This is a genomic window from Mycoplasmopsis mustelae, from assembly GCF_004365095.1.
GTDB lineage: Bacteria > Bacillota_I > Bacilli_A > Mycoplasmatales > Metamycoplasmataceae > Mycoplasmopsis > Mycoplasmopsis mustelae.
This window is the reverse complement of the sequence record NZ_SOCN01000001.1, coordinates 491,646-507,203: the sequence shown is the minus strand read 5'-3', so window position 1 is coordinate 507,203 and position 15,558 is coordinate 491,646. Positions and strand designations below refer to the sequence as shown.

Genomic DNA, 15,558 nt, shown 5'->3' with positions numbered 1-15,558 from the left:
TATTTAAATAATCTTTCTAATCAATTGATATAAATATTATAACATATAATTTAGCAATCAACAAGTTAAATTGCTAATTTTTTTTAGATAATACTACCGATGCTGGTGTAACTACGCGGTTATTTAATTTTAAACCATATCTTGTTACTTTTTTTATAAGATTAGTTGAGCTTAAATCTTCCATAAAATCTACAACTTGTTGACATTCTGGATTAAATTCAGTTTCTAGTTGCGGAATTATTAATTCAACCCCATGATTTTCAAAAACTTGTTCAAATTGTTTAATAACGATATTAAATCCAATATTATAGTTTTTAACTTCGGCAGATTGGGAATTTTCTCCTACCTTTACCGCCATTGTTAAGTTATTAAAAGGAAGTAAGAAATCTTCAAAAAATCTTTGTAGTGCATAATCTTTAATTTCTTGACGTTCTTTATTTAATTTTTCTTTTTGAATTTGTTCTGCTTCTAATAATTTTTCCTCTGCTTTCTTAGACAATTCATGTGCTTTAAATTTAAATTCAGTTTGTAAATTTAGTATTTCAAGTTCTTTTCTAGCAACTTCTTGTTTTAAAGAAGTAACTAATTGATTGAGTTTTTCTATTTCGCTAACTGTTTCTTTCTTTGTTTCATCTGATTTTGGATTAATTTCTATATGTGAAATAACTAATTTAACTGATTTTCCTGCTAAAAATTCATTTGGATGATCTTTGCGATAATTAAAATCAATTTCATAATTCCTTTTATACTTACGATTGATTAAAAAAGTATCCAAATCATCTAAATATTCATTTTTTCCTAGCTCAATAGTCGCTTCTTTATCATATTCAACTTGGTGAATACCATTTAAATATAATTTAAAATTTCCTTTTAAAATATCACCAATTTTTGTTTTTTCATCTTTAAACATCTATTCTCCTTTTTTAGTATTTTTTAAAATGTATTCAAAAACATTTAAGGCAGTGCGCATTGTATTATAATCCGATGTGCTTGCTCCTACTACTGATACTTCAGTAATTTTAGAATTATTTTCAATTCGCTTGGACATATAAGTGCGGTGATCATCAATTGAAATCTTAATTCGCTTTTCATCATCCGAATTTTGTTCTATTTGATCTCAAACAGAATAATTTTCAATCACATCTAGCATCTTTGTCAATGTTTGACGGTCAATATCATCTCTTAAGATAATATTATTTTTTCCATATACTTTGTTCTTAGTAAAATTTTCAATTTTACTATTAAAAATTTGTGTAATAAATGAATCAATAACCTTTTGGTAGTTTTTTATTTGTGCCGCCAGCGGTTCTTTTAACGACAATACAAAATTCGCTAATTGATTAATTGCTACATCAATTAAGCGATCCTTAAAGATTTTAATTGCAATCCTTAAATCTTTTAGACCAACACCTTCCTCAAACTTAATAATTTTGGAAAACACTTCACCCGATGAAATTACCATTACAATTGTTGCACTATTAGAACTAAGTGGTACCATTTCTATACTCTTTAATAAATAATTTGTTTCTAAATCAGTGGTTACTAATGTTAAATTTGTAATGTCCGAGATTACTTTTGCAGCTTGATCTAATGTTGAATCAATTTGATCTCGTTTCTTATTTAAAATAGTTTCTAATTTTTGCAACATCTTTTCTTCGAATGTTTCACTTAAAAAGTTTGCATAGTAATTTAGTCCTTTAGAAGTAGGAATTCTACCGCTAGAGGAGTGTGGTTTAATCAGAAAACCTCTTTGCTCTAAATCATTCATTAAATACCTAACTTTTGCGCTTGAGAACTTAATTTCAGGATATTTTTTCAGTAAATTTAAACTACTAATTGCTTCTGCTGATTCTATATATAATAAAATGGTATATTTTAAAACAGTTTCATGTCCTGGTTTTAATTCATCTTTTAGCATATATTAATTCTAACACAAAAACAAAAAAATTAGCAATTAAATTTTTTGTTTGCTAATTTTTTTGAATTTCAAGACTGTTTTCTTTATTTAATTTAAATTTTTCACGATATTTGCGAACTTTTTCAGCAGTAACTAAAGTATATGATACAAAATACCCTATAACGTAAATTAAGGCAGCCGGAATAATATCAAAACGATATCAACTTCATTGATAACCGCCATCCTTATTACCATTGCTATACGGAAGCCACAAAATGGTAATTGCTATTCCCACTATCATTACTATCATTGAAAAATAAGGTGCCTTGTACTTTAAATATAAAACCAAAACAAAACAAGGTACGATAGTAAACAAAGTAATTAATAGCGCAACCAAAATACGCTGTCAGTAATTTAAATTAAAACCAGAATTATTGATAGTATGTCACGGAATGATTCTACCTGAAATTAAAACCACAAATAACACCATCAAAGTTGCTCAAATATTGAAAACCAAAGCATGTAAATTTAATCTCTTTCTAGTCATGCGATTTCCTTAATAAGGTTAGTTTATTCACAAAATCACTTAGGGTTATATTGTAAGTTTGTTGTTGCCCATATTCGCGATATGAAATTGTATTGCTTTGGCGTTCTTTTTCACCAATAATGACTTGAAACTTAGATTTAGATGTTTGCGCATCGCGAATTTTTTTACTTAAACGTTCATCACGTAAATCTAATTTTGATCTAAATCCTAAAGCAAAAAGACGCTTATTCACTTCTTTAGCTGCATTAACGTCTTCGTCTGAATTAGTGGCTGGAATTACTGTAATTTGTTTTGGTGCTAGTCAAAACGGAAAAACTCCTTTAGTTTGTTCTATTAGAATTGCAACAAAACGCTCATATGTACCAATTAAACCACGGTGAATTAGAACCGGGGTTTCTTCTTCGCCAAGTTTATTAGTGAATGACATCTTGAAGTGTTTTGGAAGTAAAAAATCTAATTGTAGAGTAGAAACGGTAATTTCGTGTCCTAGTGCTGTAAAAATTTGAATATCCATTTTTGGTCCATAAAAAGCTGCTTCACCTATTTTTTCTATATATTCAACTTTCAGATCATCTAAAACTTGTTTTAGTTCTACCTCGGCTGAGTTTCACATTACATCATCTTGATAGTATTTTTGCTTATCTTGTGGATCGCGTAATGATAAGGAAACATAACTAATTTGGATATTAAATTCGGCTAATGTTTCTTTAATTAAGCGATACATTGCTTTAAATTCGGTCGCAATTTGGTCTTTACGCACAAATAAATGTCCTTCAGTTAAAAGCATCCCGCGTACTCGTTCTAAACCAGTTAATGCTCCAGATTTTTCATAGCGATATAACTGTGACTGTTCACTATAACGAATTGGCAAGTCACGATATGAGCGCTTTTCAGAGTTATAGCATAAAATATGGTGTGGGCAGGTCATTGGACGAGCAATTAAGCTTTCATTTTCATCCATCTGAATTGCTTTAAACATATCATCTTTATAGTGTACTAAATGCCCTGAAATTTTATAAAGTTCAACCTCGCCAAAATGCGGGGTTAATACTTCACTAAAACCATATTCGCGGTCTTTTTTTAGGATTAAGTTGCGAATTTCATTATGAATATACATCCCATCTTCTAATCAAAATGGTAATCCTTGTCCGCCGAGTTTATTAAACATAAACAATTTCATTTCTTTACCAATTTTACGATGATCACGGTCTTTACGGTCTTGTAAAATTGTTAAATAAGCATCTAATTCGTCTTTTGAACTACGTGATGTTCCATAAATTCTGGTTAACTGAATATTATTTGAATCGCCACGTCAATATGCACCTGCTAAATTAAGTAATTTAAAATGCTTGATTTTTTTTGTATCTTCAACATGACCACCAGCACACAAGTCCACAAAAACATTTTGCTTATTTAAAGGATCTACCAAAGCATAAAAAGTGATATTTTTACCTTGATTTTTAAGTTCATGATATAACTCTCTTTTATAAGGCTGTTTGCTTAGATTATACTCTTTTTCAGAAACTTCTTGCATCACCAAATTGCGAGATGCTAGTTTCTTCATTAATTTTTCAATTTTAATTAACTCAGTATCAGATAAAGGCTGTGAAAACTCAAAATCATAATAAAATCCCTCTTCTATTGCGGGTCCAAAACCTAATTTCACATCAGGGTATAGTTGCAAAATTGCTGCCGCTAATAAGTGACTAGTTGTATGATTTAATTTTTTGTCTGCTTTCATTTTACTCCCTAATTAAATCCCATTTTCTGCATTAATTTTGTAATGGTTGGTTTTGCTAATGCTCTGGCTTTTTCAGCACCAGCCGCAGCTACTTCATCCACTTGTTCTAATACACTTTGAAATTTAGTTTGAATATCAATTAACAAGTTTTTGACATCATTTGCTACTGCTTCTTTAAATTCTTTATAATTGTTATCCTTAAACATTGCTTCACTTTGTTGTAAGGTCAAATCATTTAATGCTGCGTGTATGTTTAATAGATTTAAAATCCCAGGTTTATCTTCTGAAATATATACCTTATTTTCTGAATCAGTTACTGCTTTTAAAATTTTATTATAAGCACTTTGTGGATCTTCTAGTAAATAAATAACCCCTTTATCGCTACCAGATTCAGATTTAGACATTTTTACTACAGGATTAGACAAAGATTTAATTCTCGCTCCCACTTTTGGAATATATGCTTTTGGAATTTTAAAGTTCATTTTGTAGTTTTTATTTAGGCGTTCAGCGATATTTCTAGTTAGTTCTAAATGTTGTGTTTGATCTTCACCAATCGGAACTAAATCAGGATTATACAACAAAATATCAGCAGCCATCAAAGTAGGATACATTAGCAACCCTGATGGAATTTTTTCAGTACCATTTCCTTGTTTAAGTTTTTGTGATTTATCTTTAAACTGAGTCATTCTTGAAAGTTCACCAATTGTGGTTTCGCTAGTGCATAATCACTGTAGTAAAGTATGTTCTATCACAGCAGATTGATAGAAGATTGTGGTTTTTTCAGGATTTAAACCACATGCTAAATACAACGCAACAATCGTTTTGCGTGCGTTACTTAACTCTTTAACATCAACTGCACCAGTAGTTAATGAATGCAAATCAGCCACAAAAACAATTGGTTGGTATTCATTCTGTAGACTGATAAAGTTTTTAATTGCCCCAATATAATTACCTAATGTTAAATTACCTGTCGGTTTAATTCCACTCAAAAATCTTTGTTGCATAATACTCCTTATAATTTTTATATTATATTACTTTTTTTATATATGCTTGCTATATAGAAAAAAAGAATGCGGACAAACCACATTCTAAATATTATTGTAGGTAAATAGGTATATACATTAACGAAAGCATATAATAAAGACTATAAGTATCTAACAATAAATCTTTATATATTGATTGAATAACTCTTTCCTTGCTTTTGATTGAAAATGGAAGATCTAAGAACATAAATCCAAAGTCTACTTCATATTCGAAATAAATTGAAGCACCATCAGAGATAACGCTTAAGCCACGAATTTTTACACCGGTTCTATCAAAAAATCTTTTTAAAGAAATTTCCATTGATAATGGTGTATACATCATTCTGGCTTTTATTTCATTTTGTGCTCTAAACTGAAAAATTTTAACAAATTCCTTGTTTTCTAAATTAATTAATTTTAAACCATCATCAAGTCCCACAATCTTGCGGAAAAATTTCCCGATCTTATTACTTAACATTCCATTTAACAAAGTAAAACGCATCGCTTTGTCACCCAATGCTCTCGTATCAATTTTCATTAGACCAGTATAATAAAATTTTTCTTCATCATAATTTTTATTTCTACGAATAACTTCTCGCCACATGATATTTTGAAGCGAAGCAGGATATTTTTTATCAATTAAAACATATCTTGGTTGAGTTATTTTGTGAATTGATGCTTCTGGCGGTACAGTGCAACGGTATTTATGCATTTCACTTCGTTTAATTTCACAATTTTTAAAATACAAATGACCAATTTCGTCACAGCGCTCTTTTGAAATATAATCCATTGAATCATCTAAAAGATCATATGCTTCTTTATATAGAGTATCTTGATCTAACAAATTAACAATCATTGATTTTAACGCACGCTTTTCTTTCATTGTTTTTAAATAATATAAAATTGTTATAATAGTTAAAATAGCAGTTATTGCTAAAAATATAATCCCTATAACAAAAGTCGCACCTCCGTTACCTCTTGAAAAAGCAATTATTAAAATAATCGCTAAAAATAGAGAGATAATCGATGCCCCAAATACTATTTTTGTAGTTTTAAGTACTGATAAATATTTTTTCTTATTTTCTGGTGTTAAAATTTTATCTACTGCTTCCTTCACTCTAGGAAGTAGTTTTTCACGTGCTTTTACTTCATAATCAGTGTATTTTGTGTAATCTTCAACTATTCTCATTAGATTTACACCTTAATTATAAATTAGACATTGAAACATCTTGTTTTTGTTGTTCTGATGCAACGAATAAAGGCAATGTTTCTAATTCTTTCATAGCAGCAACAATGCTCCCTGGAAGTGAAAAAATTGCTTTGTTAAATTCGTTTACTTGAGAATTGTACAACCTTCTAGCTGCTTGCAATTCTCTTTCTAAATAAGTGGTTTGATTCATTAATTCCTTATATAATGAACTTGCTTGTAGTTCAGGATATGATTCAGAAACTGCAATTAATCTGCCAAAAACACTTTTGTTTAAAGCATCAATCTCATTTCCATTTTGAAGTCCGCCCTGTCCTACTAATGATCTCATTCTAGTAACATCAGTTAAAACGCTTTTTTCAAATTCTTTGTATGATTTAACTTGATCTACTAGTTTGCTAAGTGTATCAAAACGTTGCACTAAAACTGTATCAATAGTAGCTGCTGCGTTATTTGCATCTAGCTGCATTCTATTAAATTTATTTCTTTTATAAAGGTAATAAATTCATGAAAAAATTAATAAGCCAAAGATTCAAAACAACGCTTTTGATGAAGGGGTGGCGGTTGCCGCTTTCGGTCTTGAATCTACATTCGGTTGAAAACCTTCAGGGGTATGAACATTTCTATTATCAACTAAATTTGCCATGTTGATGTCCTTTCCTTAATTTTTAATAATTGAAAAAGTTAAGTTACTTTTTGATATATTATAATACTTTATTTTAAAAGTATACATTTATTAATTTTGGTAATTAGTAAATAATAAAAAAAGAAGAAGAAAAATAACTTGTTTCATCTTTTAAAATATTATGTAATATTGAAATAAAATTTAAAGTAGAATTTAATTTCTCGTTACTTTTTGGAAAATAATAGATATTTTTTAAATCAATATACAAAAAACTTACATTCTAAATTTCGGCATAAGCTATTTATTATAATTTTAATTCATTATTATACTTTTTCATTGATATTATTGTAGCATTAGGTACTATCTTCCTAATCATTGCCAATATAATGAGTCCATTAACAATTGCTGTTGTTATTTTATCAATATTTCTAACTTTTGCTTTTTATATAAATTAAATACGTTAGCTAAAAAGTGTGTAAGAAGAAATACATTATTACCCCTAAATTCTACCTAAAGAATATGCTCAGTAATATAGCAAATGAACAAAACATATTTTATATTTATCTTTGCATTAATCTCAGAAATACATAATACATTTATTTTCTTTATTATGAATTTTTATATTTTAAATCTTAGAAATTCTATTTTCTTTTGCTAATTCAAACATTTTTTCTGCGCTACAAATTTAATTATTTTGTCTTTCAATAGCATTAGTTGCCCTTTTCTAATATTTTGTATATAATGTCTTTAATTCCATACTTTGGCTAAAATTGAGTTCTTTTTTAGATATCTTTCGAATTTTTCAAATTTACTTTTAATTGTTCCTTTGTTTAATTAAATAATATAAACCAATCAATGCTGAATCGTCTCCTAGTTGGTCAAAATATAAATTAACACCTTGAAAGTGATTGATATCACTAATTTCTTTTGCTAATTCAAATGCTTTTATAACAAAATCTTTGTTATTTAGTGCTAAACTTCCACCAACAAAAAAATTATTTGGTGCTAATAATGCCGCCGATATGGCAAACATATTTCTCAATGCAATTTGTGCTTCATCTATTAATTTTAAAGCATGTATATTATTGTTTTTTCCTAATTTAAAAACCTCTTGCGCATTTTCTGCGATTTTTAAATTTTGAGCTTTTCAAGCGATTCCACTACCAGAACAATGTAACTCTAGCGCATTTGGATTTTTTAATTTTGGATAATTATAACAAGGTGTAAATGATACTGGAATCTGTGCTATTTCTTGTGCAAAATATTTATTACCATGATAAATTTGATCTTCCAATATCAATCCCGCACCAAAACCTGTGCTAATTGTAAAAAATTGACTAATTTGATTTTTATCACAATTATAAAATTTATGATTGGCTAAAGCCATTGCATTTGCGTCATTTTCAAAAACTATATCCTTTAAATTACTACGTTCTAAAAAATATGTTTTTAAATCAAAATTTACTCAACTTCCGGTTAAATTTGGACTTTTATGAATAATTCCATTCTCATAATCAGATGGTCCAGGGACACATAATGCTAAATATTGAATTTGATATTTATTAATTAATCCTAGAATCCAATCACATGTTTTTTCAGACGAATTAGAATCAGTAGCTTGACGGTATTTTAATACTATATTTGCATTATCATCAAAAAGCGCAAAACGAACATTACTACCACCAATATCAGCGGTGGCATATGGAGAATATTTAGGATTTGACATATTAAAATTATATATTTCTTATTCAAAATACAAATTTTCCGTAAAAGTAATTATAAAGTTTTATAATATTAAAAAAGAAAGGGTATTAGAAATATAAAATGCAAATTTTATTTTGAGTAATTTTAAGTTTTTTATTCGTTGCGATAATATTTTTAGTTATCTTTTTTTTACGCTCTATTTTTTTTATTTTACTTATAAAAAAAACAAAAAAAATAGACCAAGAGATTAGTTTACGTGAAAACGATAATAAAACAAATTTACAGAAAGCGTATACTTTAAAAACTGCATCATCAGAATATGAAGTTATTTATTTAAACTTATTAAAATTAAATAATGACATTAAAGAAACTACAAAAATTTACAAACATACTTATCACCAATTCAATTTATTATTTAAAAAACATAAATTTTGAAAATCTCTAAAAGAATATAAAAAAGTCAAAAAAATATTTTTACAACATTGCAAACAACAAAATGATATTAAAATAAAGAGCGCAAGTTTTGCTAACTATTGAAGCGAAATAGAACAAATGATAACGGACATTTTGGATGTAACTGAGGATTTAAAAGAACAATTTATTGTTAAAAAATACATTAGCTTAGATATATATAGAGAAATGGATACAAAAATTACTACTATTCGCAGTTTGAGTCGCAAACTAGATAACGAAAAAACTAAAGGTAATTTTCAAACAATTCAAAACAAGATTGAAAAACTAAAACTTTTAACCGCAGAGTTTGTTAAGCTTTTTTCAGCATCTGAAAAAATTGATTTTACTTTATTTGAAGATTTGCCGACAAATATTCAATCAAACCTTTTAAAAACCACCAAAAAAGATTTTTATCAAAAAATAAATCATCAATGAAAAGAAATATCTAAAAATTGAAGAACATATGATGCAACAAAACTAATTCAACAAATTAAAAAAATCTATAAAAATATAATTCAATATGAAAATGAGATTTCTAAACGCTCGGAATTAGTAGAATTTATATCTAATCAAAAACAAAAATTCAATTTGCTTTTATCCGGTCTTAAAAAACAATGACAAAAATTAAATATTGAAAATAAAAGTATTATGAAATCTTTTGATAAAATAAAAAATTCAATCGATAATTTAACTAAAAACAACAAATCTGCAAGTGATTTATTTCAAAAAATAGAATCATTAATGAATGATTTTTATCAATTACAAGCAAATATATTTCAGACTAAACAAATCATAGAACAAAATAAGCGAATAAAACAAACAAAAACCGAAATTTTAAAAATGACCAATTTATTTTTCAGCGTAATTGAACACATTAATCTCCCTATAACCACCAAAACTGATCAAATTAAAAATAATTGTTTAAAAATTTATAATGAATTTCAAAAAAATAAATTCAAACTGATAGAAACTACACAAGCAAAAAAATGACAAAATTGAGTGAATGATTTAAAATTTTTATTATATAGCATTGCAGAAAATCAACAATATTATAAAATGTATAATAAATTAACTGTTTTTGTGTTAGAAAACGAAAAATTTAAAGACAAACAAGAGGAATCAAGGGCTCATATTTATAATAGTAGTGTTGATGTTAAAAATAACGATTTTAAGTCTGCTTATTTAAAATTAAAGTACTATATTAAAAATACTTAGGAGTAAAATGTATAACAAAATCTTAATTAGATATGGTGAATTAGTATTAAAAAAGAAAAATCGCAAATCTTTTATTAATCAACTCTCTAACAATATAACACACATTGTTGGAACTGCGCCCGAAGTAGAATTTGATCGAATGTATCTACCATATAGTTTAAAAAATCTTGAACAGCTTAATTTTGTTTTTGGTATTAGTTCATATTCTCCGGTAATTATTACTAATAATGATCTCAAAGAATTTCAAAATACAATATTAAAACTTATCAAACCTAGTACTAAAACTTTTAAGATTCAAGCACGCCGTAATTATAAAAAATTTGAATATACATCAGACCAATTAAACAATGTTCTTGGTGGTTATGTTTTAAAAAATACTAATTTAAAAGTAGATGTACACAATCCAAACCAAACCTTTTATATCGAGATTCGCAATAAACAAACCTATATTTTTTCAGATTACATTTCTGGTTTAGGTGGTTTGCCGGTTGGAATTTCAGGTCGCGCATTACACTTAATTTCAGGTGGATTTGATTCTCCTGTTGCCGCATTTTTAATGATGAAACGCGGTGTTAAATTAGACTTCCTTACTTTCTTAACTCCGCCACAAACGGATGAAAAAACAGTATCAAAAATTAAAAATCTAGTACAAATTTTAAATAAATATCAAATCTCATCTAATTTATTAATGGCAAATTTTTCACATCTTTTAAACTATATTTCCTTTATAAGCAAACAATCTTATAAAATCAATTTAATGCGTCGCAGTTTTTATCGTACCGCAGAAAAAATAGCTTTAAGATATGGTCAATTAGCTATATCAAACGGAGAAAATTTAGGACAAGTAGCTTCACAAACCCTAGAATCAATGAATACTATTGGTTGAGTTATCAAATTACCTATCCTAAGACCATTATTAACATATGATAAAAACGAGATTATACAAATTGCACGTAAAATTAATACACACGATATCTCCATTATTGCAACAAACGAAACATGTGAATTGTTTGCTCCAAAAGATCCAGTAACAAAACCCACTATAGTTCAAGCTGAACTTTTAGAAAATGAATTAAGTATGATAACACAACTAGAAGAAGAATTAATAAATGAAAAAATTACAATAATGAAGGTGAGGGTAAATGAAACATAAATTTTATATTGATTTTGAAGCAATTACTGTAAATTTTCTACGTTGATATAAGAATAAACTAACCAATAACGTCTCATATAATGAAGATTTACCATACTGCTACTCAGTAGGTAGTTTTTTTAATAATGAATTTAAAAGTTATTTTCAAATAATAGATTTTGCACAATCTACACCAAAACAAATATATAAACATTTAAGAAGACTACTTTTAAGTCATCTTAGATTACTAACTAACGATCCAAACTTTATACCAAACAAAACAAACTCTGTTTTTTATGCTTGGGGCGGAGATTTAGAGCGAGCTGTTTTATCTAAACTTTTTGATGTAGAAATTGATTCTTTAACTGATTTTAATATTGCATTGGATAAAGTAGTCCCTGATAAAATCGCTACTAAAAGCACTTATTTTGACACTTTAGAAAATTTAAAAGAGCATTATAAAAATAAAAGATTGATCAAACTGATTCAATCAGGGTCCGACGGACGTAAAGCTTGTTTATATGGATTATGATTTTTATTAAGTCATTATAATTTCTGTGATTTATACAAAACTGATAAGAAACGAATTTTAAAAGAAATCAAAATATATAATATGGATGATGTATATAAATTAGCTTTCGTTGAAACACATTGAACTCAAACACAAGAATTTATAAATAAAATCATTTCTTTACGCGAACAAAAAACTCTTTTAAATAATAAAAATTCAATTATTGTAAATTTAATAACTATCTTAGATGAATCTGATAAAGAAGATAAAATTAATCCTTTTATTGCTGAATTCCTTGATCAAATAGACACTAAAATTAAAGAGGCAAGCGATAAAGATAATATTCAAAATTTTTTTAAACAAAGGACTTTTATCAAGATGTTAGGTAATCTTTCAAAAGACAAAGCTTTTCTTAACTATATCATCGAAAATATGAAAGAATATGTGCAAAAAGAAACCAAACAATTTCAAGAAAAATTGGCTAAATATAATAAAAACACCTGATACAAAAAATAGCACACAAATTACATGCTATTTTTTGTTTTGATACTTAAAATCTTCAACCATTGCATCAAAATCACTTACTATTTCAACATTATTTGGTGTTTCCTCATAAGTTTTAGAACAAAATCAAAACAATCTTTTTTGATGTTTTTTTCGATGAATGATTAATTTATAAACCCCGCCATTATTTAAAGTTTCATAAGAAATTTTATAATCATTAGTCGCATTATACCTAAAAATAAAATCTTCTAAAACCGCTTGCATGACGCCAGTACCAATACCAGTTTGAACATATAGGGCATCAATAAGTGAACTCTCTAAATCTATCATTGCAGTTGAAATTTTTGCAATCGCTTCTTCTGAATGTAAACCATGTAAGTCTAATTCTTTATTAAACAATTTCCACTCCGGCTTCTTGCATCAATTGTAATGCTAATTTATGCATCTCATCACCATTATGGGTTGGTGAATCAAAAGTTTCAACACATTTTTGTATTACATAAATTGGTTTTTTACTCCCAATTTTATTAAATCAAATTTTTAAATTCATTACAAATTGTAATACACAAATATCAGTACAACATCCAACAAATTCAAATTCGTCATATTGATCTCAATAACTAGGAAGCACTTCGTAAAAACCATTAGTAGTATTTTTTAAAACAGTTTTGGCGTTTTTTTGTCGTTGATATGGTTTTAACTCATCAACCACTTCTGCTTCTAAACTGTCTTTCAAACAATGTATCGGATATTGTTTCATTTCTAAATCATCAATTGAATGAGCATCACAAACAAATAAAATGTCATCAGATTTATTTAAAACTTCAACAATATTCGGAATTATTCGGTTAATTCTTTGACTGCTTAATGGTCCAAATTTACAGAAACCATTTAACATATCAATTACTACAGTTAATCTCTTATTTTTCATCTACATCCTTTTGACAGTGAGGACAAAAACTTGTTCCACGCCCATTTTCTTTAAAATCTAATTTAACTTTAATTATTTGAGATTGGTTACACTGCTTACACATTTTTTTGTCTTGTCCATAAACTAACAAATCATTTTGATATTTACCACTAATTCCATTTACTGCACTATAGGTATGCACACTACTACCACCTTTTACTATAGAAGCATCCATCACTTTTTGTGCATTACTTAAAATTTCACGTAATTTTTCTTTTGTAATATCTTTGGCTCGCGACATTGGATACACTTTACTTAAATGTAAACATTCATCAGCATAAATATTACCGATTCCTAATACTAATGATTGGTCTAACAATACTTTCTTAATATTTATTGTTTTATTGCGTAATTTAGCATATAATGCTTCGACATCTGTATCACCAGGTAACTGACCTAAGTGTTTGATTTGAAATAAACTTCTTTGATCGCTTGCGGGAATTACTTCAAACGATCCAAACATTCGTGAATCATTATAAACCAACACGATATCATTTAACCAAAAATATACACAATCATGCTTATATGCATATAATAAGGGATCATTTTGTTGTCTAATATAATATTTTCCCGACATTCGTAAATGTGAGATCAAACGACTCTTATCATTAAGATTAAAAACTAAAAACTTACCGAAGTTTTCTATATTTATGATGGTTTTATTAACTAAAAAATTAATAAAACCATCAGAATCAATATTTTTGATTAATTTGCTTATTTTAATTTCGACCTTTAAAATGATTTGATTTTGTACATACTTGTTTAAGGATCTTTGTACAACTGTGACTTCTGGATATTCTGGCATATAAAAATTATATTACAAAACATTTATTTTAACGATTGTATTAAAAGTATAAAATTGATAAATAAGGATTAAAATGGATAAAGTTTATGATTCAATGTTTATAACTACCACAGATACTGTTTTAGGTATAGGGGGTCCTGTTAATGATGACGTTTTAGATGCAATTTATCATTTAAAAAAACGACCAAATGATAAAAAAGTAGTTATTTTGGTGGGTTCTATTTCACAAGCAAGACAATTTTCACAATGAAATCAAGATGCTGAAAAATTAGCAGAACAATTGTGGCCCGGCGCCGCTACAATTATTATAAATAATCAAGGTTTTAGAATGCCAAATCAAACAGGATTACTTAGATTTTTAAATAAAAATGGCCCAATGTATGTTAGTAGTGCAAACATTTCCGGTCAGTTACCAATCTCTTTAAAACAAGCTTCGTGCGTTTTTCCTGAAATCAAACATATTTATAATTTCGGCAGCGGAAGTAATCAACCTAGCACTATTTACAATCTAGATACCAAAAAAGTAATCAAGCGTTATTAAAAGCAAGCATAAGACTTGCTTTTAATTTAATATTTCTTAGTCTTAAAATTACGCAACTGCATCATCATTTCGGTCTCTTCACTATAATTTTTATGATACATTTGATAATAACTATTATAATTTTTTTCATCTATTAATTTATCTTTGAGCATTATATTTAAATAATATAAGATAATTTCTTCATTAAAAAAATACGCTTCATTGTTATATAAATTAACTACTTCAGTAATTTCATTGAAGATTTTTTCCTTAAGACGATGTGAATAATTAAATTTATTTGAATTAGTTTTAAATTCTTCTTTATCTACTATCTGTAGGTCTTTATTTGGATAACTTTTTAAATCTAAATCATAATCAATAAACTTTATAGTATTGTCTTCAAAAATCGGATATGAAGCAATATTAGTGTAATACAAACTTCCAACACCTTTTTTTAGCAATACAATAGTATTATAAAGGGATCTTTTAGGCAAAAACCAAATTGCATCATCTTTATATTTTCAACCTTTAGCACTATTTCGTGATTCTAAAACTCGTGTTCCACGTAGCGCTAATACAACATGTTTTTTATTATGAAAAATTACTTTTGCATTAGTTCATTGACGATATAAAAATCCATCATGCTTATATGCTTGAACATTAACCATTGCTCCAATTTGTAGCTTTTTAAAATCTCATTGCATT

Annotated in this window: 16 protein-coding genes; 4 read left to right on the top strand and 12 right to left on the bottom strand. The window is 27.4% G+C overall.

Annotation, left to right across the window (positions count from 1 at the left end; genetic code table 4):
* Nucleotides 1-73 precede the first annotated feature (73 nt).
* The 8 genes from grpE to BCF59_RS02140 all read right to left on the bottom strand — a co-directional run bounded on the left by grpE (nt 74) and on the right by BCF59_RS02140 (nt 8,765).
* The gene (grpE, locus tag BCF59_RS02175) at nt 74-910 is read right to left on the bottom strand and encodes a nucleotide exchange factor GrpE (protein WP_134110790.1); all 837 of its coding nucleotides are present in this window, start codon (nt 908-910) and stop codon (nt 74-76) included.
* Nucleotides 911-1,918 (bottom strand): heat-inducible transcriptional repressor HrcA, encoded by a 1,008-nt coding sequence (locus BCF59_RS02170; RefSeq protein WP_134110788.1) that lies wholly within the window; start codon nt 1,916-1,918, stop codon nt 911-913. It lies immediately after the preceding gene.
* Nucleotides 1,919-1,970: 52 nt separating this feature from the next.
* Complete coding sequence (locus BCF59_RS02165) at nt 1,971-2,444, bottom strand: hypothetical protein (protein WP_134110786.1); 474 nt, start codon at nt 2,442-2,444, stop codon at nt 1,971-1,973.
* Nucleotides 2,437-4,185, bottom strand: coding sequence for a threonine--tRNA ligase (gene thrS, locus BCF59_RS02160; protein WP_134110784.1), 1,749 nt, complete (start codon nt 4,183-4,185; stop codon nt 2,437-2,439). Before thrS ends, BCF59_RS02165 begins: the two co-directional genes overlap by 8 nt.
* 8 nt (nt 4,186-4,193) lie before the next feature.
* Entirely contained in the window at nt 4,194-5,189 is a 996-nt protein-coding gene (gene trpS, locus BCF59_RS02155; RefSeq protein WP_134110782.1) for a tryptophan--tRNA ligase, read from the bottom strand.
* A gap of 91 nt (nt 5,190-5,280) precedes the next feature.
* Complete coding sequence (locus tag BCF59_RS02150; RefSeq protein ID WP_134110780.1) at nt 5,281-6,396, bottom strand: hypothetical protein; 1,116 nt, start codon at nt 6,394-6,396, stop codon at nt 5,281-5,283.
* A gap of 16 nt (nt 6,397-6,412) precedes the next feature.
* Entirely contained in the window at nt 6,413-7,060 is a 648-nt protein-coding gene (locus BCF59_RS02145) for a LemA family protein (protein ID WP_134110778.1), read from the bottom strand.
* Between the two features lie 793 nt (nt 7,061-7,853).
* Nucleotides 7,854-8,765 carry an ROK family protein gene (locus BCF59_RS02140; RefSeq protein WP_134110776.1) on the bottom strand — a complete coding sequence of 304 codons (912 nt, stop codon included), beginning with the start codon at nt 8,763-8,765 and terminating at the stop codon, nt 7,854-7,856.
* A 98-nt stretch (nt 8,766-8,863) separates the two neighbouring features.
* Here BCF59_RS02140 and BCF59_RS02135 point away from each other — a divergent pair, with 98 nt between their 5' ends.
* Genes BCF59_RS02135 through BCF59_RS02125 form a run of 3 tightly spaced genes read left to right on the top strand, consistent with a single transcriptional unit; the run spans nt 8,864 to nt 12,570 of the window.
* Complete coding sequence (locus BCF59_RS02135; RefSeq protein ID WP_134110774.1) at nt 8,864-10,411, top strand: hypothetical protein; 1,548 nt, start codon at nt 8,864-8,866, stop codon at nt 10,409-10,411.
* Between the two features lie 7 nt (nt 10,412-10,418).
* Nucleotides 10,419-11,564 carry a tRNA uracil 4-sulfurtransferase ThiI gene (gene thiI / locus BCF59_RS02130; RefSeq protein WP_134110772.1) on the top strand — a complete coding sequence of 382 codons (1,146 nt, stop codon included), beginning with the start codon at nt 10,419-10,421 and terminating at the stop codon, nt 11,562-11,564.
* A complete protein-coding gene (locus BCF59_RS02125; RefSeq protein WP_134110770.1) occupies nt 11,554-12,570 on the top strand; it encodes a hypothetical protein in 1,017 nt (338 codons plus the stop codon). Before thiI ends, BCF59_RS02125 begins: the two co-directional genes overlap by 11 nt.
* Nucleotides 12,571-12,585: 15 nt before the next feature.
* On the opposite strand, the gene BCF59_RS02120 is transcribed toward BCF59_RS02125, so the two are convergent.
* Genes BCF59_RS02120 through mutM form a run of 3 tightly spaced genes read right to left on the bottom strand, consistent with a single transcriptional unit; the run spans nt 12,586 to nt 14,333 of the window.
* The gene (locus BCF59_RS02120) at nt 12,586-12,957 is read right to left on the bottom strand and encodes a Smr/MutS family protein (protein ID WP_134110768.1); all 372 of its coding nucleotides are present in this window, start codon (nt 12,955-12,957) and stop codon (nt 12,586-12,588) included.
* The gene (locus BCF59_RS02115; RefSeq protein WP_134110766.1) at nt 12,950-13,489 is read right to left on the bottom strand and encodes a cysteine hydrolase family protein; all 540 of its coding nucleotides are present in this window, start codon (nt 13,487-13,489) and stop codon (nt 12,950-12,952) included. Before BCF59_RS02115 ends, BCF59_RS02120 begins: the two co-directional genes overlap by 8 nt.
* On the bottom strand, nt 13,479-14,333 hold the full coding sequence (gene mutM, locus BCF59_RS02110) for a bifunctional DNA-formamidopyrimidine glycosylase/DNA-(apurinic or apyrimidinic site) lyase (protein ID WP_134110764.1): 855 nt from the start codon (nt 14,331-14,333) through the stop codon (nt 13,479-13,481). The genes BCF59_RS02115 and mutM overlap by 11 nt, the downstream gene beginning before the upstream one ends.
* Nucleotides 14,334-14,406: 73 nt before the next feature.
* Here mutM and BCF59_RS02105 point away from each other — a divergent pair, with 73 nt between their 5' ends.
* Entirely contained in the window at nt 14,407-14,874 is a 468-nt protein-coding gene (locus BCF59_RS02105) for an L-threonylcarbamoyladenylate synthase (protein WP_134110762.1), read from the top strand.
* Between the two features lie 26 nt (nt 14,875-14,900).
* On the opposite strand, the gene BCF59_RS02100 is transcribed toward BCF59_RS02105, so the two are convergent.
* On the bottom strand, nt 14,901-15,557 hold the full coding sequence (locus BCF59_RS02100) for a DUF402 domain-containing protein (RefSeq protein ID WP_134110760.1): 657 nt from the start codon (nt 15,555-15,557) through the stop codon (nt 14,901-14,903).
* Nucleotide 15,558: the final 1 nt, after the last annotated feature.